14 protein-coding genes are annotated in these 20,060 nt (G+C 39.4%); 11 read left to right on the top strand and 3 right to left on the bottom strand.

All coding sequences use genetic code 11. The annotated features are described in order from the left end of the window. Positions 1-408 precede the first annotated feature (408 nt). The 4 genes from ADHAQ_RS0106395 (at position 409) to ADHAQ_RS0106410 (ending at position 8,084) form a co-directional block, all read left to right on the top strand. On the top strand, positions 409-1,659 hold the full coding sequence (locus tag ADHAQ_RS0106395; protein WP_026462236.1) for an ROK family protein: 1,251 nt from the start codon (positions 409-411) through the stop codon (positions 1,657-1,659). A gap of 291 nt (positions 1,660-1,950) precedes the next feature. Beyond that, positions 1,951-5,094 (top strand): SusC/RagA family TonB-linked outer membrane protein, encoded by a 3,144-nt coding sequence (locus tag ADHAQ_RS0106400; RefSeq protein ID WP_026462237.1) that lies wholly within the window; start codon positions 1,951-1,953, stop codon positions 5,092-5,094. A gap of 19 nt (positions 5,095-5,113) precedes the next feature. Next, the gene (locus ADHAQ_RS0106405; RefSeq protein WP_026462238.1) at positions 5,114-6,769 is read left to right on the top strand and encodes a RagB/SusD family nutrient uptake outer membrane protein; all 1,656 of its coding nucleotides are present in this window, start codon (positions 5,114-5,116) and stop codon (positions 6,767-6,769) included. Positions 6,770-6,830: 61 nt separating this feature from the next. Next, positions 6,831-8,084, top strand: a complete 1,254-nt coding sequence (locus ADHAQ_RS0106410) for a glycan-binding surface protein (RefSeq protein WP_034256626.1) — start codon at positions 6,831-6,833, stop codon at positions 8,082-8,084. 244 nt (positions 8,085-8,328) lie between these two features. Here the strand turns inward: ADHAQ_RS0106410 and ADHAQ_RS27805 are convergent. Continuing rightward, positions 8,329-9,476, bottom strand: a protein-coding gene (locus ADHAQ_RS27805; RefSeq protein ID WP_157433295.1) for an IS3 family transposase whose coding sequence is annotated in 2 segments (ribosomal slippage) — positions 8,329-9,224 and positions 9,224-9,476 — 1,149 coding nt in all. Because the reading frame shifts where the segments join, the coding sequence is not laid out codon by codon here. A 415-nt stretch (positions 9,477-9,891) separates the two neighbouring features. Here ADHAQ_RS27805 and hemA point away from each other — a divergent pair. The 4 genes from hemA to ADHAQ_RS0106440 all read left to right on the top strand — a co-directional run bounded on the left by hemA (position 9,892) and on the right by ADHAQ_RS0106440 (position 13,522). Then, on the top strand, positions 9,892-11,166 hold the full coding sequence (gene hemA / locus ADHAQ_RS0106425) for a glutamyl-tRNA reductase (RefSeq protein WP_026462240.1): 1,275 nt from the start codon (positions 9,892-9,894) through the stop codon (positions 11,164-11,166). A 130-nt stretch (positions 11,167-11,296) separates the two neighbouring features. Then, positions 11,297-11,572: a tail fiber domain-containing protein gene (locus ADHAQ_RS0106430; RefSeq protein WP_026462241.1), complete on the top strand. Its 276-nt coding sequence runs from the start codon at positions 11,297-11,299 to the stop codon at positions 11,570-11,572. Between the two features lie 226 nt (positions 11,573-11,798). Beyond that, positions 11,799-13,109: a PAS domain-containing protein gene (locus ADHAQ_RS24730; RefSeq protein WP_051359752.1), complete on the top strand. Its 1,311-nt coding sequence runs from the start codon at positions 11,799-11,801 to the stop codon at positions 13,107-13,109. A 44-nt stretch (positions 13,110-13,153) separates the two neighbouring features. Beyond that, complete coding sequence (locus ADHAQ_RS0106440; RefSeq protein WP_026462242.1) at positions 13,154-13,522, top strand: CZB domain-containing protein; 369 nt, start codon at positions 13,154-13,156, stop codon at positions 13,520-13,522. An 85-nt stretch (positions 13,523-13,607) separates the two neighbouring features. Here ADHAQ_RS0106440 and ADHAQ_RS0106445 read toward each other — a convergent pair whose 3' ends face one another. Further along, a complete protein-coding gene (locus ADHAQ_RS0106445) occupies positions 13,608-13,922 on the bottom strand; it encodes an ArsR/SmtB family transcription factor (RefSeq protein WP_034256628.1) in 315 nt (104 codons plus the stop codon). A gap of 120 nt (positions 13,923-14,042) precedes the next feature. Here ADHAQ_RS0106445 and ADHAQ_RS0106450 point away from each other — a divergent pair, with 120 nt between their 5' ends. From ADHAQ_RS0106450 to ADHAQ_RS0106460, 3 genes are all read left to right on the top strand, one after another. Beyond that, complete coding sequence (locus ADHAQ_RS0106450; RefSeq protein ID WP_026462244.1) at positions 14,043-15,128, top strand: anhydro-N-acetylmuramic acid kinase; 1,086 nt, start codon at positions 14,043-14,045, stop codon at positions 15,126-15,128. Positions 15,129-15,174: 46 nt separating this feature from the next. Further along, positions 15,175-16,332 carry a mechanosensitive ion channel family protein gene (locus ADHAQ_RS24735; RefSeq protein ID WP_051359753.1) on the top strand — a complete coding sequence of 386 codons (1,158 nt, stop codon included), beginning with the start codon at positions 15,175-15,177 and terminating at the stop codon, positions 16,330-16,332. A gap of 128 nt (positions 16,333-16,460) precedes the next feature. After that, complete coding sequence (locus ADHAQ_RS0106460; protein WP_026462245.1) at positions 16,461-17,384, top strand: bestrophin family protein; 924 nt, start codon at positions 16,461-16,463, stop codon at positions 17,382-17,384. 92 nt (positions 17,385-17,476) lie between these two features. On the opposite strand, the gene ADHAQ_RS0106465 is transcribed toward ADHAQ_RS0106460, so the two are convergent. Then, complete coding sequence (locus ADHAQ_RS0106465; RefSeq protein ID WP_157433357.1) at positions 17,477-20,014, bottom strand: AsmA-like C-terminal region-containing protein; 2,538 nt, start codon at positions 20,012-20,014, stop codon at positions 17,477-17,479. Positions 20,015-20,060 lie beyond the last annotated feature (46 nt).

Below are 20,060 nucleotides of genomic sequence, written 5' to 3' on the forward strand. Positions count from 1 at the left end.
TTTACTTAATAACGGACTTAGGTATAAAAGTATTCGAAAATTTTAAAATATAAAGCTTTATCCTAAAGATCATAAAGAGTTCTGCTCCTCTTCCCTCCCATTAATTTCCTGTTCCTTCTTCTAAATACACCATATTAATGTAGGTACATTATTTAAATATTTGTCAATTAGACATTTATTAAGAGTAAAACAGTAAAAAGTTTATTTTTTTATTTTTTTGCACTTATAGATATTAAAAATTTAAAACATTTTGAAAATCATTGGACTTTTTAAAATCAGCAGGGGGGCTTATTGTAAATTTGCCAATAAGAAATTACAATTTTAGACCACTTTTGCAATTTTTTTAGCAAAGTACTTGTAGTTGAATCAAATTTTATTTTATCTTTAAACTATAATAATCCTATAGTAATGAGCTTATTGTTCTTTAAAGACACCGCCCTAGAGGTGATGAATAATATAGAGAAGAAGAAGTATTTACAAAAAGTCAATATTATTAAACACCTATATATTGAAGGCGCCATGTCAAATGCTGACATATGCACCCGTTTTAATATTAGTGCACCCAAATCTGTAGGGCTTATTAATGAGCTCATTTCAGAGGGCTTGGTTCAAAAAGAAGGCAGAGGTCTTTCTATAGGAGGGCGCCGGCCTGATCTTTTTGGCCTGCAAAAGAATTCATTCTTTATTCTTTGCATAAACATTGACCGATATTGTGTTAAAGTTGGCTTGTTTAACAACAACAACTGCAACATTACAGGCATGAACAGCCATATTATTGAGCTGAACAAGGTAAAAACTTCTATAGAGGATATTTGTCAGTTTGCGAGTGAGGTAATAAAATCATCTGGCATAAATCAGGAAAGAATTATTGGTATTGGCGTAAGCATGCCGGGTTTAGTAGATACTACCGAGGGAAGAAGTTATACCTATCTTATTCCGGAGCGGGAATCGCTTAAACAAATTTTGGAAGCCCGGTTTCAAAAGCCTGTTTTTATTGAAAACGACACAAAAGTAGTAAGCCTGGCCGAACACCAGTTTGGTGTAGCACAAAAAAAGAATAATGTACTGGTAATAGCTATGTTTACAGGTACCGGCTTAGGTATCATCATAGATGGCACCTTACGCCGGGGCTCCTGCGGGTTCGCTGGCGAATTTGGTCATATTCCACTTATTCCGGAAGGTCAGTTATGCCATTGCGGCAAACGCGGCTGCCTGGAAACAGTGGCTTCCGGCGGAGCCATGGTTCGTATGGCTTTAAAGGGTATCAAATCTGGCCAAAACACTATTTTAAACCAATTAAAGGACCAGGAAGGGGGATTGATTACCCCACAATTAATTATTGATGCTGCTATTCAAGGCGATCAGTATGCAATAAACATTATATCGGAGGTTGGTACCAATTTGGGCAAAGGTATTGCTACGCTTGTTCAAATTTTTAACCCGGAATTAGTTGTTATAGCCGGCCCATTAACAGAAAAATTAACAGAGGTGCAGCATTACCTTACTACACCTATTCAACATTCATTAAATATTTATTGTATGTCAAAGCTTCAGGAAAAAACACAAGTGGTTATTTCCGATTTAGGGGAAAATGCAAGCATGATTGGATTGGTTGCACTAGTGATGGAGAATATCAATAAGATAAGCTTGCAAAATTAATATCCCAATATTCAATTTTTACAATATTTATAAATTTCAAACCCATTAGTACCAATTAAATTCAAGTAAACATTTAAATTCTAATATTCTGAAGCAGCTACCAAACCGTGCTAGTAATTATAGCGCCATGGTCATTTCAGCCTAAAATTAACTTAAATAAATTTTTAACTAAACCATTTGACTATGAAGAAATAACGGCCCTTTTTCCTTAACACTTAAACGAACACAACTAATAATGAAACAAAAGCTTTATTTAGTTCTATTTAATTTTTCAACCTTCTATTATTTTACATGAAAAAATATTTACAGTTAATCATTCTTATACTGATCGCCGTGCAGAGTACGGTTTATGGTCAGGTTAAGAGCGTTACCGGAAGGGTAACCGGCTCTAATAACGAGGGGCTTCCAGGAGTAAGCATCCAGATAAAAGGTACTAATAGCGGTACCGTGTCAGACGTTGATGGTAAATTCTCCATCCAGGCCAAGAATACGGATATATTGGCAATTTCCTACATTGGTTACTTAAGCCAGGAAATTACAGTAGGTACCCGGACCAACTTCAATGTTTCCTTAAAAGAAGATCAAAAAGTACTGAGCGAAGTAGTAGTAACCGGTTACGGTGAAATCAAACGGGCTAATGTTTCCAGCGCGCAAACTACTATCAAAGCTGAGGAAATGCAGAAAACTGTTAACACCACCATTGAGCAGGCTATTCAGGGCCGTGCAGCTGGTGTGTACGTAACGCAGAACACTGGTCAGCCAGGTGGTGGTATTTCGGTAAATATCCGGGGTATCAACTCTATCAACGGAACCAATGAGCCGCTTTATGTAATTGACGGTGTGCAAATGCAGCCAGGTAACGTTGGTTTTGGTGCTACCAGCTCCAGCAACCCATTAGCCGGTTTAAACCCAGCTGATATTGAATCAATGGAAATTTTGCAAGGTCCTTCTGCAACGGCTATTTACGGTTCCAGAGGTACTAACGGGGTAGTTGTAATTTCTACCAAAAGAGGTAAATCTGGTGAAATGAAAGTTAATTATGGCTACCTGTATACCTTACAGGACAAGCCAAAAACTTTACCGGTAATGAGCCTGCGGGAATATGCAACCATGACCAATGAAATGAGAGCATTAACCGGTGCTACTCCAAATGCTGATTTCCAGGATCCATCTATCCTGGGCGAAGGAACCAACTGGCAAAATGCTTTATTTAAAAGAGCTCCTTTACAAAAGCATCAGTTAAGCTTAAGCGGCGGTAACGAAAAAAGCCAGGTTTATTTGTCTGGTGAATATTTCAACCAGGAAGGTGTAGCCATAGGTTCTAAATTCGACCGATACTCTTTCCGGATAAACGTGGATAACCAAGCCCGTAAGTGGTTAAAATTATCTACTAACTTAGCCGTAAACCAAACGAAAGACCGGTTATCTTCTACTCAGGAGAACGTAATTATTACCGCTTTACAAATGGCTCCTAACATTGCCGTAGTAAATCCAAACGGTTCTTGGGGTGGTGCAGATGAGTCGAATGGTGCCGCAGTTCAGTTTGCGCCATTAAACCCAATTGCATTAGCTAACATTGTACAAAACAACTTAACCAGAAGAGGTGTTATTGGTGGTTTAAATGCTGAAGTAAATATTATGAAAGGTTTAGTTGCCCGTACTTCCTTAAGTGGTAACGTGAACTTCTCTAACTCACATTATTTCACGCCTTCTTATACTATTGGTGGCCGTACAAACCCTACTGCTGATTTACAACAAGGCTCCAGCAACAATACTTACTGGAACTGGAACCAATTATTACAATACAATAGAAAAGTTGGTAAGCACGATATTGATGTAATGGCTAGCCATGAATCTCAAGCTTCTAATTACTACAACATTTCTGGTAGAAGACAAGGTTTCTTATCTAACGATTTACCAGTTCTTTCTTTAGGTAATGCTATTGGCCAGACTAACAATAGTGGCCAAGGTGCATGGGCTATGGAGTCTTATTTAGGACGTGCTATTTATTCATTCAACGAGAAATATATCTTACAAGGTGCTATCAGAGCTGATGGTTCTGCAAACTTTGGTCCGGAAAACAAATGGGGTTATTTCCCTTCTGTATCTGCTGCATGGCGTGTTTCTCAGGAGCCGTTCATGAAGAACATTCCGGTAATCAACGATTTCAAAATTCGTTATGAGACTGGTTTAACCGGTAACCAAGGTACTGGTGGTATTTACGCACCAATGAGAGCTATCCCTACTACCTGGGGTTCAGGTTTCGTAGTTAACCAATATGGTAACCCGAACTTACAGTGGGAATCTACTTTAACTAATAACATAGGTTTTAACATTAGCTTATTACAAAACCGCATTCAGTTAGAAGGTGATTTATACATCAAGAAAACCGACAACCTTTTAATGCAGGCCCCGCTACCGGATTACATGGGTGCTACAGGTAATGGTAGTATTGGTAAACCAACTGTAAACATTGGTGCTTTACAAAACAAGGGTTATGCCTTTAGCATTAACACGGTAAACATGGACCGCGATGGCTTTAAATGGAATACCAACTTTAACGTTTCTGGTTTCAGAGCTAAAGTAACTAAGTTCTTCACTGAAACGGCCATGGTTGAACGTTCTGCCTGGTTCATGAGCTACTTCACACAACGTTCAGTAGTTGGTCAAACGCCATGGTTATTCTATGGCTACACAGAAGATGGTATTTTCAAGAGTATTGAAGAAATTCAGAACAGCCCAGTACCAACCCGTAATGGTGTTAGATTACCAATCGATCAGGCTAATGGTGTTTGGGTAGGTGATACCAAATACAAAGACATTAACGGCGATGGTGTAATTGACGAAAGAGACCAATCATTTATTGGTAACCCTTGGCCAAAAGCCACTTTCGGTATGACCAACTCTTTAGCTTACAAAGGTTTTGACTTTACTTTATTGTTAACTGGTTCTTATGGCAACGACGTGTTTAACTACGTACGTTTCGCAAACAGCCAGCCTAATAATATTAACTTAGGACGGAACTTAATGAAATCTACTTTTGATTATGCCAGAGTAGGTGGTGATGCTAATAACCCACAATTATTAAACCCTGGTACAGACGTTCCTCGGATCAGCAGCACAAACGTTAACGGTAACGGACAACGGATTACCAGCAAATTTGTGGAAGATGGCTCTTACTTAAGAGTTAAAAACATCCAGTTAGGTTATAATTTACCAAACACACTTTTAGCCAGACAAAAAGCTGTACAAGGTGTTCGTTTAGCGGTAGGTGTTCAGAACATTTATACCTTCACTAAATACTCCGGATACGATCCAGAAGTAGGTGCTTATGTTGGTCGTGACGCACAAGTAAATTCTCAAACTATTGGTGCTGACTATGGTCGTTACCCACTTACTCCAATGTACACTTTCAGTTTAGGAGTTGATTTCTAATTATTAATAGTTTCTTAAGATGATAAAAATTAATTATAAAAAATATGCGGCTGGTCTAATGTTATTAGGCCTGTTCTCAAGCTGCAAAGAGGAATTCCTGGATCGTCCGCCTCAGGACCTGATCGTGGATGCGAACTACTATAAAACAACTGACCAGGTATTAATGGCTACAGCGCCTTTATACAGCGCAGTTTGGTTTGGATACAACGACAAAGCTGCTGTAGGTATTGGTGATGGCCGGGGTGGGGTATTCTTCTCACCTTCTTACGAAATGGAACACGTTCGTTTGGCTAGTTCATCTACTCAGGAATCTGTAAACGGTGCCTGGCAGTCTTTCTTCAACATTGTTGGTCAAGCAAATGCGGTTCTTATCAACGTAGAAAAGCATGCCGGACCTGCTGTACCAGAAAATATTAAGCAGCATGCCATGGGCGAAGCCCGGTTCTTCAGAGGCTTGGCTTATTCTTATTTAGTACAAAACTGGGGCGAAGTGCCTATTATTGCTAACAACCAGGCTTTACTTACTGATACTTCAGTTACCCGTAACAATATTCCTGATGTATGGGAATTCGTTATCCGGGATTTAAGATTCGCAACTAAAGTTTTACCTGCGGCTCCGGTACAAAAAGGTCGTTTAACTAAAACTTCTGCGCAAGCTATGTTGGCCAGAATGTTTTTAACCCGGGCTGGGGTAGGTTCTCCAGGAACGCGTCGTCAGTCAGACCTGGATAGTGCTGCTTATTATGCTAAGACAGCCATGACTGGTCCTTACAGACTATTGCCTAACTACGAAGACCTGTTCTTAACGAAGAACAACTTTAATGATGAAACAGTAGCTGCTTTACAATGGGTATACAATGGTGGTAACACGTACTGGGGTGCTCAAAATACCCAGCAGGCTTATATGGCTTTCAGTGCAAGCATCACTGGTTTCGGTGATGGCTGGGGACAAGATCATGGTGCTACCATGGACATCTTACAGACTTACGAGCCAGGTGACAAACGCAGAAAAGCTACCTTCATGTTCCCAGGCGATACTTACTCTTATATTACAGAAGAAGTAAATGATCCGACCAGAGCAGGTGCAAAAATCAAGAGACCGCTTCAGGTAGTTACTGATAATAACGGTACAGAGGATTTTAAATCACGGGCTAACATTAAAAAATACGTAGTTGGTCGTCCGGAAGATAACGATGGTCGCGTAGTACAAATGGGTACCGAAATCCAGACTTACTTGATGCGTTATGCTGAAATACTTCTAATTTATGCTGAAGCTAAATTAGGCAACGCTGCTTCTACTTCAGATCCAGAAGCGTTGGCAGCATTCAATGCCGTACGTGTAAGAGCTGGTTTACCAACGAAATCTTCCATTACCTGGGAAGATATTTACAAAGAGAGACGTACCGAGTTAGCTATGGAAGGCCAGGCATGGTACGACATTGTTCGCTTACACTATTATAACCCGCAACTGGCTTATGATAAGTTAAAAGCTCAGGATAGAGGAACTTACCGGATTTATCCGGATAAAAAAGTAAATGCTACTTCCTGGACAATAGAATCTGTAGCGCCAGCTTATTATACGGTTGATAAAAACAGCTTCTATGTGCCTTATCCGGCCGCAGAACTTAGCCGTGCTCCTAACCTGAGAAAAGCTCCGGTTCCCTATAAGTTTTAATTAAGGTTCAATTACCTGTCTGTCCGGAGTAAATCCGGACAGACAGATAAAAAAATATTTTATGAAGAAAAATACTTTTAACTCAATAAAACAAAAAAGCTTTCTGCTACTAGCTTTAGTAGTAGGATCGCTATATGCTTGTAAGGAGGAAGATCCTACTGCCCCGCTTGAAGCCAAAGCAGCTCCAGTTATAGAAGCTATTCGTACTACTAACCCAGACAAGGCCGATAGTACTTTTACACAATCTACCTTAGGATCAACTATTGTCATCAAAGGTCAGAACCTGGCAGAAGCCCAATACGTGTCTTTCAACGGACAAAAGGCTTCTTTAAACCCGGTATATGCTTCTAATAACTACCTGATAATCCGTATTCCGGAACAAACACCAACTGTTGCTACTGCAAGCAGCGTTCCGGATGAACTGAAAGTAGGAAACTCTAAAGGGGAAGCAACTTATAAGTTTAAAGTACTACCTCCTGCTCCAGTTGTTCAAGCTATCAGCAATGAATCAGCAAAACCTGGGCAAACCATAACGCTTTATGGCCAATACTTCTACTTTGTAAAAGATGTAACTTTCCCAGGCGGTGTTAAAGGAACTAACGTTTCAGCGGCGGCAAACGGTTTATCATTAAACGTTACTGTTCCAGCTGGTGTAGATCCTACTAAAGGAGATGTAATTGTAACTTCTGAGAGTGGTAGATCAGTAGCTTCAGCCAAAACTAAGCTTTATAGCTATGGTATGGTTGGTAACTTCGATGATAAAAACCCATTTGGTTGGGGTATTCCTGCTGCTGCTAACATTACTACTTCAGCGCCAGGCATCACTGCCCTGGATGGCAAATTTGGTTTAATTAGCATGGCACTGCCAGGTAATTGGGGCTGGGCCAACGAAAAGGTTATTAACTTAGCAGACTATAGCGGCGGCCAGATTTTCCCTACTGAGCCAGCATCTCATTATAACGCTAATGACCCGATTGCCAACTACGAAGCCAGAATGGAAGTTGCCGTTTCTAATACAGATTTAAAAGGACTGCAATTACAGGTAATGACGCAGGAAGCTACTGATAAAGAACTTACTGCCAACGTTAATTTAGCAGACTTTGTACGTAGCACTGATGGCAAATGGTATACTGTTGCTGTGCCTTTAGCAAATTTGGCTAACGGGAGCACTAAACTGGCTAAATACGGTGACTTTTTAAAAGGTAATAAAACTGGTATCAGACACTACCGTGCAGTTATTGTTAACACTAATGCAGCTGATGTACCAGCCACTATTGCTATTGATAACATGCGTATAGTAAATATTACAAAATAACATCCTCCTAATTTTAGGTTAACAATAAAAATGGCAAGTATAAATACTTGCCATTTTTATTTTCAGCTATTGCAAACCCACAAGAAACAACTTACTAAAAACTGATTAGAGTATACATTTAAGCCTCTAATTACCTAATGCCTTACCTAAAAAGTAAACTTTACTAGTATTTCCAGTTTTGGTGTAAGTACCCCCTTTTTCGGACAGCCTAAAGTAGACTTTTCTATCTTAACTACTACTATAATCAGGAAGTAGGAATGTGGTAAACTTTCGGCGGTGGGATAAGGTACCGGGGTAAGTTTTCCATATTTCCACTTTCATTTTTTGCTGGCCATTGGCTGGGAGTTAAGTTGCCTAATGCTTCATGCGGCCTTCTGGTATTATATTCTTCTACCCACTGCCCCGTTAATTGCCGGACTTCTTCCAGGTCAAAAAACAGATAAGCATCGAGTATCTCCCGGCGATAACTGCCGTTAAAGCGTTCAATATATCCATTCTGCATCGGTTTTCCGGGCTGGGTATATTGTATTTGAATTTCCTCCTTTTTACACCAACTACTGAAATCAGCACTGGTAAATTCCGGGCCATTATCTACCCGGATTGTCGCTGGCTTGCCGCGCCAGTCAATTAGTTGCTCCAAGGTGCGTACCACTCTTTTAGCTGTAATAGAAGTGGCAATTTCGATAACTAATGCTTCTCTATTACAATCATCTATAATGTTCAGTGTCCTGAATTTATTACCCGAAGCTAAGCTGTCACTCATGAAATCCATACTCCAGCTACTATTCAGCACTGCTTGCGCTTGCAATGGCTGCTTGACCCGGGCCGGCAATCTTCTTTTCCCCCTTTTCTTTTTGTTTAGCTTTAAGAGTTTATAAACCCGGTACACCCGCTTGTGATTCCACGTCTTGCCTGCCCTTTTCAGGTAGGCTAGCAGCTTACGAAACCCATAAACCGGATGCTTATCGGCTAATGCTTGTAATGCACTGATGACCTCGGTATCATCTTTACAGCTCTGATAATAAAACTGGGAACGGGCCAGGCTGCTTAACCCGCAAGCCCTGGTAACAGGTAAGCCATAGTCCGAAATTAATTCTTCAGCTAGTTGCTTTTTCCCCCAGGGCCCCAGCCTTTTTTTGTGATAACCTCTTTCAAAATGCTGTGGTCCAGGCTTAAATCAGCAAACATTTTCTTTAGCCGGGCATTCTCTTCTTCCAGTTCTTTCAGCCGCTTTACATCCGAGGCTTCTAATCCCCCATACCGGCTCTTCCATTTGTAAAACGTCGCCCGACTTATTTCCAGCTCACGACAAATGTCCTCGGTCTTCCGACCAGCTTCATTTTCTTTGATAGATTTTACTATCTGACTTTCACTAATTCTGCTCTTTTTCATCTTTTCTAGTTTAAAAATAAACACTTTTTGTCTACTTTTAAACTGTCTCGATTTTAGGGATACTTACATTGGCACCTAATATTTTACTAAAATCAGAAAAAAGTTTAAAGCATATTCTATTAAATGCTGAAGTAGATGTTTTAAATAAATTAATATACACATTAACGAATAAAAAGTAATAATTTTGGAACTGATGGCAGCATTTTTGATGTAGTATACATAGATAAATAGCCTCAGAACCAGCTTTTATTTTGTAAGCTTTAGTTTTAAGATTCTTCGTATTAAACCTAAAGAACAAATTTCCTTGGCCTTGATCTATTTAAATAATATCTAAATTAAAAATTAAACCAGATATCGTTTCTTTTTACAATATCTACCTGTTAATTTTGCAGGCTTAGTTTTTGCAACTATAAATATGCTTCATAATTTTAAGGCAGTAACCTTATCACATAAAAAAGCGCCTTTAGATATACGCGAACTTATTGCGCTCGATGAAACGTCGTGCAAGCAATTTTTGCAAACGCTTAAAGACTTTATTCAGGCCACAGATCTGCTGGTACTTTCTACCTGTAATCGTACAGAAGTTTATTATACCGCAGACGTTGACTACAGCCAGGACATTATAAAGCTCCTGGGTATCACCAAAGGCCTTAACATAACTCAATACCTGGATTACTTCACCATTATTAATACCCATCAGGATGCTGTTCAGCATTTATTTGAAGTATCAATGGGTTTAGATGCGCAGGTTATCGGCGACATTCAAATATCTAATCAGGTAAAACAAGCATACCAATGGTCGGCCGATAACGAAGCTGCCGGTCCATTCCTGCACCGTTTATTACATACTATTTTTTTTACTAATAAACGCGTAGTGCAGGAAACTTCTTTCCGCGATGGCGCTGCCTCTACCTCTTATGCTACTGTAGAACTGGTAGAAGAACTAACGCACGACTTGGATAACCCACGTATTTTAGTTGTAGGCATTGGCGAGATTGGAGCGGATGTGTGCCGAAACTTAAGGGACAACACTGTACTAAACAATGTAGTAATAGCTAACCGGACAAATGCCAAGGCTAAAGTATTAGCCGACGAATGTGGGTTTGAGGTATTACCCTTTGAGAATTTGGTACAGGGAATGAAAGATGCTGATGTTATCATTTCATCTATTTCGCGTGAAACGCCATTCTTTACCACTGAGATGGTAAAACGTTTGGATGTGCTATCTTACAAGTTCTTCATTGACCTATCAGTACCCCGTAGCATTGAAGCCGACGTAGAAAATGTGCCAGGTGTGTTGGTTTATAACATTGACACTATTCAGAATAAAGCTACTGAAGCGCTGGACCAACGTATAGCATCAATTCCTAAGGTAAAACAAATTATTACGGAGTCCATTGATCAGTTTAATGACTGGTCAAAAGAAATGATGGTCTCTCCTACCATCCATAAACTAAAAAATGCGCTGGAAAATATCCGGCAGGAAGAAATATCCCGATATCTTAAAAAGTTAGGTCCGGAAGAAACCAAACTTGTTGATGATATTACCCGCAACATTATGCAGAAAATAATTAAGCTGCCGGTATTGCAATTAAAAGCGGCCTGCAAACGGGGCGAAGCGGAAACCCTTATTGATGTTCTGAATGATTTATTTAATCTGGAAAATCAGGTAGAGAGCATTAACAAATAAACAAGACATTTTATTAAACGTATAAAAGGCCGGACCAATAAAGTCCGGCCTTTATTTTTATAATAGATACGAAAGGATAAGCTTTTATTTCTAAATTTGTTTCGTCTGCAACCTTATAAATAAATCTGTTATGTCATTTCAAAAGAAATATGTCCTGATTTATTTTTGTGTGGCTGCGTTCTTTATTTTGCGGCATCAACATTCTTTTGCACAAAATGTAATTTCTGATGATAAATTAAAAGTGAATGTATCTACCATACATAACTCACTTGAGTTCATCAATAAATTAGAACCTAAACGATTTGATTATAAAACCAGGGATTATCATAATTTACAATTGCCACATGGCGGCCATTATGGGTTTATTACTGAAGAATTCAAAAAAGTAATGCCTCCATCTGGTTAAACATGAATCTAGATCCTTCTCTGTCGGGAAAAAAACGCAGCAGGCTGCTATTATACCGGCGGTAGATATGGAAAAGCTAGTTCCTATTTTGGTTGGCGCCATACAAGAGCAGTAATCGGTAATAGATGAGCTCAAGCAGGAAATTATGTTGCTGAAAGAAAACTGGAACAGTAAGTAAAGTATATTTTTTTAAGAATAAAAAAATAAGTTAAACCTAACGGCGTACATGAATAATTCTTTACAACCGGGCTTCAATAATTTAAGTGATATAGTAAAAGCGCTGGAAAACCAGCATAAAGTTTCTACTACCATAACCAATAATGCCACAGTAGCCATGTTCATGATGAATGATAAGGGCTTCTGTACATTTATGAACCCGGCCGCAGAGCAGATGATTGGTTTTAAATTAGAAGAAGTTCAGGATCAACCACTGCATTATATTATTCATCACCATCACCCGGATGGCACGCCCTTCCCCATGGAAGAATGCCCTATCGATAAGGCATTGCCAACCAATAATAGCGTACGTGCTCATCAAGACACCTTTATCCGGAGAGATGGCACCTTTTTCCCGGTAAGTTGTGCTGCCAGTCCGATATTCGAGGATGGTGTACCGGTAGCAACCGTTATTGAGGTAAAAGATTTAACAGAAGAAAAAAGAGCAGAGAAAGCCTTAAGGGACAGTGAAGAGATGTTTAGGTTTATGGCTGAGACCCTACCCCAAATGTTCTGGATTACCCGTCCTGATGGCTATTGCACGTATTATAACCAGCGGTGGGTAGAATTTACCGGGATACCAATGGAGCAGTTATTGGGCTTTGGCTGGTTAGAGACGTTGCACCCAGACGATAAAGAGAAAGCTAGCCTGGCCTGGCGTACAGCCGTAGAAACATCAGGCGATTACCAGGTTGAATACCGGGTAAGGAGACATGATGGTAAATACCGGTGGCATTTAACCCGAGGCCTTCCCCGGGTGGATGAGAACGGAGTTATTAGCATGTGGGTAGGAAGCACTACTGATATTCACGAACACAAATCTTTAGCTCAGGAATTGCTTTCTGCTAATGAGGAAATGGCAGCAGCTTTTGAACGGGAGCAGGCTGCTTATCAAAAGGTAGAATCGCAACGGCAAATGTTGCACGACTTGTTTATGCAGGCACCAGCCATGATTGCTATTCAACGGGGCCCGGAACATGTATACGAATTGGTTAACCCGCATTACCAACGCCTGGCCCCCGGCAGAACCTTCGTAGGCAAAACAGTAGAAGAAACCTGGCCGGAACTAAAATCACAAGGCTTTTTTGACTTATTAGACCAAGTATATAAAACAGGCGAGCCCTACTATGGCAAAGAACTATTAGCCAAAATAGATCGTTTTAATACCGGTAACTTAGAAGACACTTATTATAACTTTGTTTACCAGGCTTTTAAAGAAGAAGGAAAAATAGCTGGAATTGTTACATTTGCCTTCGATGTAACAGAATTGGTACTGGCTAAACAATCTTCTGATATTAATAAAAATAATTCTGCAGAATAAACTACTTTTGCACCCATAATGTTATTCTGGTTTAAAACCAAAACATGTTAAATTCCCAAGTTAATCTTAACAGCTTAGACATCCAGCAGGCCCGGATTAAATTTATTTTATTTAAGTCCAAGCTACGCTCTATTCTGTATGGAGGCACTTTGGATGATACCTTATTATCTCCCCGGGATAATGCTTTGGGACAGTGGCTTTATACATCAGCTTTAAATAAATATAGTTATATCCCGGAAATTCGGGAATTAGAACGGTTAAATGTTCATGTTACCCGGCAGGCTCAGGATTTAGTAAATTTATACAAACGAGGTAAAATTGAAGAGGCTCGTAACGGATTAGGAAATTTAGATTTTACAGAAGAAGAGCTTACTCGCTTAATAAGTGTTATTCAAACTAAAGCTGCTGCTTAAATAAATACTGGCAATAATAGCCATAAACAAAAAAGGGTTGTAATAATTACAACCCTTTTCTATTCTTAGTTTACGTAGATTCAAGTTACATGTCGGAACAACACTCTTCCAGGCAATCAATCACATCAATGAGTTTCGGAATAGACAAAGAATAATAAATCTTTGTTCCTACTTTAAACGAGGAAAGTACCCCCTTATCTTTGAGTGTAATCAGATGCTGAGAAGCAATTGCCTGAGGCAGGTCCAGGTATTGATAAATCTCCGTCACAGTCATTTTTTCCTCCTTACCCAACAGATCAACAATAGCTAAACGTTTTGGGTGCGCCAGCACTTTCAACATAGAAGCTGCTTTGTCAATCTTCTTGGTTTCAACCCTGGACAACAAATTTCGCATACTCATAATTTAAAATTAAAACACATCTTTACATACAACACATACTACTTACACGTCAAATGAAACAAGTGCCTCGTTCCTACAACCTTCATTTGTCCAATTCATAATAAATCAGTTAATTTATTTATGATAAATGGGACAACTTATAAAGTTATCGGTCTAATGTCGGGCACCTCACTGGATGGAGTCGACTTAGCATACTGCGTGTTTACGTATGAAAATAAAAATTGGATATATAAAATACTAAATACTACTACATTTCCATATACGGTTGCTTGGGAACAGCGTCTGAGAGACCTAATGCAGGTTTCGGGGGCAGAACTAATTTCACTGGACCACGCGTACGGCCAATATCTGGGGGAGCTTATAAATACTTTTATTCGTGCGCATAATTTAGATGTAGATTTTATTTCTTCGCACGGCCATACAGTTTATCACCAGCCAGGCGAACACCTTACCTTACAAATAGGCAACGGGGCTTATCTAGCTGCTGCCACAGGCCTTCCGGTGGTTTGTGATTTCCGGACGCTGGATGTTGCTTTAGGAGGCCAGGGTGCGCCTCTGGTACCCATTGGCGATCAGCTTTTATTTTCTGATTATGAATTTTGCTTAAATCTGGGTGGTATCGCCAATATTTCATTTGCCGGGACTAGCGGACAGGTAGCTTACGATATTTGTGCCTGCAATATCCTGCTGAACACCTTAGCTAGCGAGCTAAACCTTGCCTATGACCAGGATGGTCATATTGCCAGCACTGGAAAAACAGACGCCAACCTTTTGCAAAAACTAAATACTGCTGATTTCCTTCTGGCCCCCTATCCTAAATCGTTGGGTAAAGAATGGGTAGATGCTAATAGCCTGAAATGGTTAGCAGAATCCGCTGCCACTATTCCAGATAAATTACAAACCGCTTGTGAACACATTGCCACACAAATTGCGGCAGCCATTAAGCAAACTCCTCAGCCAGCCAATGCCAAAGTATTGACAACAGGTGGCGGCGCTTTAAACAAATACCTGATTCAATTATTACAAGAAAAAGCAGGAACTCATTATCAGGTAGTAGTACCGGAGCCAGAACTAGTTAATTATAAAGAAGCCCTTATATTTGCTTTTTTAGGCGTACTCCGCTGGGAGCAGCAGCCTAATTCCCTACGCAGTGTTACAGGAGCCCGCCGCAATAATATTGGTGGCGCCATTTATATTGGTACCTGATACATGGGGTAGATATATGTAAAGAAGCAAGTGTGTTTAGCTATTTATGACGATACAGGAAGTATTAAATTTAGAATTCCTTGGCAATTCCATTGAAAGTTATGCCTGGTTTTTAGGCATTATTTTATTTGGGTATATTTCTAAAAAGATCTTGTCCCGGCTGCTTTCTACTATTATGTTCCGGGGCCTGGAGCGGTTTGCAGTAGACGTTACCAAGGCTCATTTTGAACATTTACTGGTAAGCCCGCTGGCCTTTCTTACTTTCCTGGTATTTCTTTACATTGCTTTTGACCGGCTACATTACCCAATCGAAATTATTGGGCTGCCCCGCAGGGGGGAGCTTGGTCTCCAGGCGCTTTTAGTACGGATTTACAACATCTTCTTAATTGTATCTATTACCTGGGTTGGGCTGCGAATAGTTGATTTCTTTAGCCTCATATTTATAAAGCGCGCTGGCAAAACCTTATCCAAAATGGACGACCAGCTGGTCCCTTTCTTTACTGATTTTGCTAAAGTAATTGTAGTTATTATCAGCTTTTTTGTAATTCTGGGCACGGTATTTCAGGTAAATGTTACTAAACTGGTAGCTGGCTTGGGAGTGGGTGGTTTGGCATTAGCATTTGCTGCCAAGGAAAGCCTGGAAAACCTCTTAGCGTCTTTCACTATTTTCCTGGATCAGCCTTTTGTAGTAGGCGACTTGGTACAAGTAGGCGAAATAAATGGTGTAATTGAAAAGATTGGTTTCCGAAGCACCCGTATCCGCACCATGGATAAAAGCTACGTAACAGTACCTAACAAATTTATGATTGACAAACCACTTGACAATTTTACCCTGCGTACCTTCCGGCGGGCACGGTTTGATATCAACTTAACCTATAGTACTACCTCTGAACAATTAAGGAAAATAACGAACGACATTCAGGAATTTGTTGACGCCCATCCCAGAACTAACCAGGATGGCAAAATCCGATTCAATGCCCTTGCCCCTTCTTCCAAAGATGTACTGGTACAGTATTTTGTCGACACCATGGACTGGAACGAATACATTAATATTAAAGAAGAAATAAATTATAAAATTGTGGAAATAGTGGAGAAATACGGCGCCTCATTTGCTTTCCCCAGCACAATGGTATATCTGGCCAATAATAATGCCGCTCCTAAATCCTGTGAAGCTAATTCGGCAGAAACAAAAATTACTAACTAATTTCGTAAACAGAATCAGGGTCAGTTTAGTTAACATGCCAGCTTACTTAGTCATTGCCCATTAAGGCAATGTGGAGTTTTATGCTAACTGCTACTTATTCAGGTAAGCAACACTTATACAATACTTACATGATTATAAGAAAAAAACATAATTGGTTTAAAATGCTTTTTGTCTGGCATGGCTCAGTTATGCCTGAAATCTGGCCTCGTTTAGTTGTTTTATTTTTATTTTCTGCTACGGTAGTTCATTTCCATGGAACGCTTTTCAATTATAAAGTTCCTTTAAATCCGGCTCCGTTTACTTTGTTAGGGGTAGCATTGGCTATTTTTATGGGCTTCCGCAACAGTGCCAGTTATGACCGGTGGTGGGAAGCTCGCAAACTATGGGGTGCTTTAATTTTAGAAACCCGCTCATTGTGCCGCCAGGCGCTAACCCTAACCCACTTACCTGCTAACTCCGAGCATATCCAACACTTTGTGCAGCTGCTTATAGCTTATACTTATGCCCTGAAGCACCAACTCCGGCAAACAGATGCTACCGCTGACCTACAAAGGCTTTTACCCCCTGATTTAGTACAACTATTACAGACAAAAACCTTTAAGCCGGTAATACTTCTAACAGAGATGGGGTTATGGTTGCAAAACCGGCGTAAAGAAGGCAATTTGGACTCTATAACCCTCACCGCCTTTGATCAGAATTTAAATCAACTATCGGGCATTGTGGCCGGTTGCGAGCGCATTGCCAATACACCAATACCATATACCTATAGTGTAATGCTACACCGCACTGTTTATGTATATGGCTTTCTGCTACCATTCGGGCTAGTAGATAGCATTGGCTGGATGACACCTTTTATGGTAGTATTTATTGGGTTTACTTTTATTGCACTGGATGCCATAGTAGCGGAAATTGAAGATCCTTTTGGTCAGGAACCCAACGATCTTGCCTTAAATGCAATGAGCTACACCGTTGAAAAAAGTTTACTGGAGATGATTGGACAAAAAGCTCCTGAGCTTCAGGTAAAGGTGAAGAATAAATTTGTATTGGACTAATAAGAGCTTTATTAAGGTTCTAATCAAATTTATATATTTGATCTATTAGTTATTCTTTCTAGTAAGTTAATCCAATAACAACATTATCCTGTTTAAAAATTAAAGTACTCGTCTTCTTCCAACTGCACCTCTTTTTTCTCTTCTGTTTTTTTACCTCTTAAAATATTGGTAACTATTTGTTTTTCACGCTTTAAATCCTGCACTATTTTATTTTTAACCCGCTCTTTATCAAAGGCAAATTTATAGTTTGTTTCGTTTCCTTTAAGGGTTAGAAATAAATTAGGAGTACCCGTATTCGTGCCTGTCAGGCTCCCGTAGCCCTCATGTTGACCTCGTGCTTTTCCCATAGTCAGCGGAATCCGGAATTTATAGTCCATTTGCTGATCAAAGGTATGCGTGCCCTGAATACCAATAACCGGAACTCTGGAAACATTAGACCGGATCTCCATTTCAGGAATGTAAACTGTCCGGCTTTGAATAAAAATGCTATTGCTAAGCTCGGAGAACCGAATATTGGCGAGCTCCCGCCGGTGCGCAAAAACTGATAACTTCTGCATGGGCTCAAAATTAATTAATTGCCCATTACGAATGGTGGCTTTCACTTCTGCTTCCATTTTATCTGTTATGGCATTTAACTGGTTGTCAAAATACAAATCCGAGTCTACAGTGGCTGTTAATTCTCCTTTTAAATGACGTTGCACAATAAAATTCTGACCAAAGTTTTCAAACACGTAAAACAAGCTATCTACCTGAATCTGATCAAGACGAGCCTTGGTATTTACTTTTATTCTATTGGCTGAACGCGCATCTAAATTACCTTGTATTCCAAACTTACCTCCCATAACCTGAAGCGAAATATGCGGTGAGGAAACAATTTGATCTTTAAGCCTTACTTGCCCGCGGGCATTAGTACCTGTAAATCTCCTAAACCGCATCTTACCTATATGGGCATTTATATTAAAATCAAAATAGGGAGATAAAACAAGGCGATAATCGTTATAAGCTTTACTTTTACTTGCGGGCTTACCAGGTGCTTTTGCCACTCCAGCTCCGTTTTTTTCTACGGTACTGCTTAATAATTCATCAAAATTAACAAATCTAGATTGTAGATCAGCTTCTATGAATAATTGCTGCTTCTTTAAAAAGGTCCATCCCAGCATATTCTTAAAATAGCCGTTTAACTTAAAATCTGAACTTCCCAGAAATCCGGTAAAATTAGTTACTGCAACATCATTCTTTCGAATTAAGAAGGTTCCGTTTAACTGATGAAAAGGCTGCTGATGCTTTTTTAGCTGAAGACCAACCTGGTGCAATGTTACATCGCCGGAAGCAGTAATTCCGGTGCGGTGGGTGCTCGATTTTAAAGCACTTATTTTCGCGGAGAGATTTATAGCGACATTGGCTAATCCGTTGGCCCTTTTTACTTCTTCCATGGGAAACAAACCAAAGAAATGAGCCAGATCAATATCGGCCTTTAAGTTTAGCTTTATACCAGGATCATTAAAATTACTATAAATTAAATTGCCTGCAAAAGCACGGTTTTCCAGGGTACCACTTATATCTTTTAAAGTTATTTCCGAAGTAGAGGCATTACGCCTGGCACCATTAGTAAAAAAGCCTTTTAAGTTAATATTCCGAAGCTTTTGTTTGTATTGCGGATGGTAAAAAGAAGCTTGTTTGGCGCCAAAATCAATGGTTACAAGAGGATTTTGCTTTCCGTCCATTAATCCATTAATTTTTCCGTTAAAATATACCACCCCATTACTTTGATATTGACTAAACGGTTTATTGTACTTTTGTGGCAATAAGGCCAGAATGGACTGCACTGTTGTATTTTTTCCGGAGAAGTCTAAATTAAGCTTGGTAATGCTTGCATAATCAATAGTACCATTAACCTGATAATCGGCTTTACCTATCTGAATAAGAGAGGGCGCTATTCTTATACTTTTTCCTGTTGGATTTATTACTAACTGGGTGTTAAGGTAAATTTGTTTGTGGCTAAAGTAATTATTCTTGTCTATAAGTACTTTTTCTACCCAGGTATTTCCAGTTGTATTAATTTCAATATTGTCTGGCTGCACATTTAAAGCTGCCACCCAATCCTGAGCTACTATTTCATAAAACTGCTTCAGCCTTTGATCAGAATAAGAAACAGCCACTTTTTTTAAAATTATTTTCTCTAATTGAAAAGCGAAGGCTTCATTTGCGTTAGCCGGAGTACTTTTTTTAAATATATTATAGTTCCTTTCCCCGTTAGGTAAAACATTTATCTTTACTTCTCCTTCCTCTAAAAAAAGCTCTTTAACCTTATAATTTTTGCGCCAGATATCATATAAACTAAAGGTGCAATAAATTTTTTTCAAGTCTGCCAGGCGTTTATCACTATTAGGCAGGCTTTCTATTACCCGTACCTGATCCAGTTTAACAGAAACCTGCGGAAATTTATCTATAAACGACAGGGATATTTGCTTTACCTCTACTTTGGTAGCAATATGTTTGTTGGCTTCAGAAATAAAAAGCTGAATTATTTTATCCTGATAAAAAAAAAGAAAGGAACCTGCCAAAATAAAAAAAGAAAGAAGGCTTACGACACCCCACAACACAATTCTTACTATAGTTCTGCTTTTCAAGGCAATAGGTTTTAAAACTAGTTTCCTGCTTTATAAAGATACGGGT

The sequence above is a fragment of the Adhaeribacter aquaticus DSM 16391 genome, assembly GCF_000473365.1.
Classification (GTDB): Bacteria; Bacteroidota; Bacteroidia; order Cytophagales; family Hymenobacteraceae; genus Adhaeribacter; species Adhaeribacter aquaticus.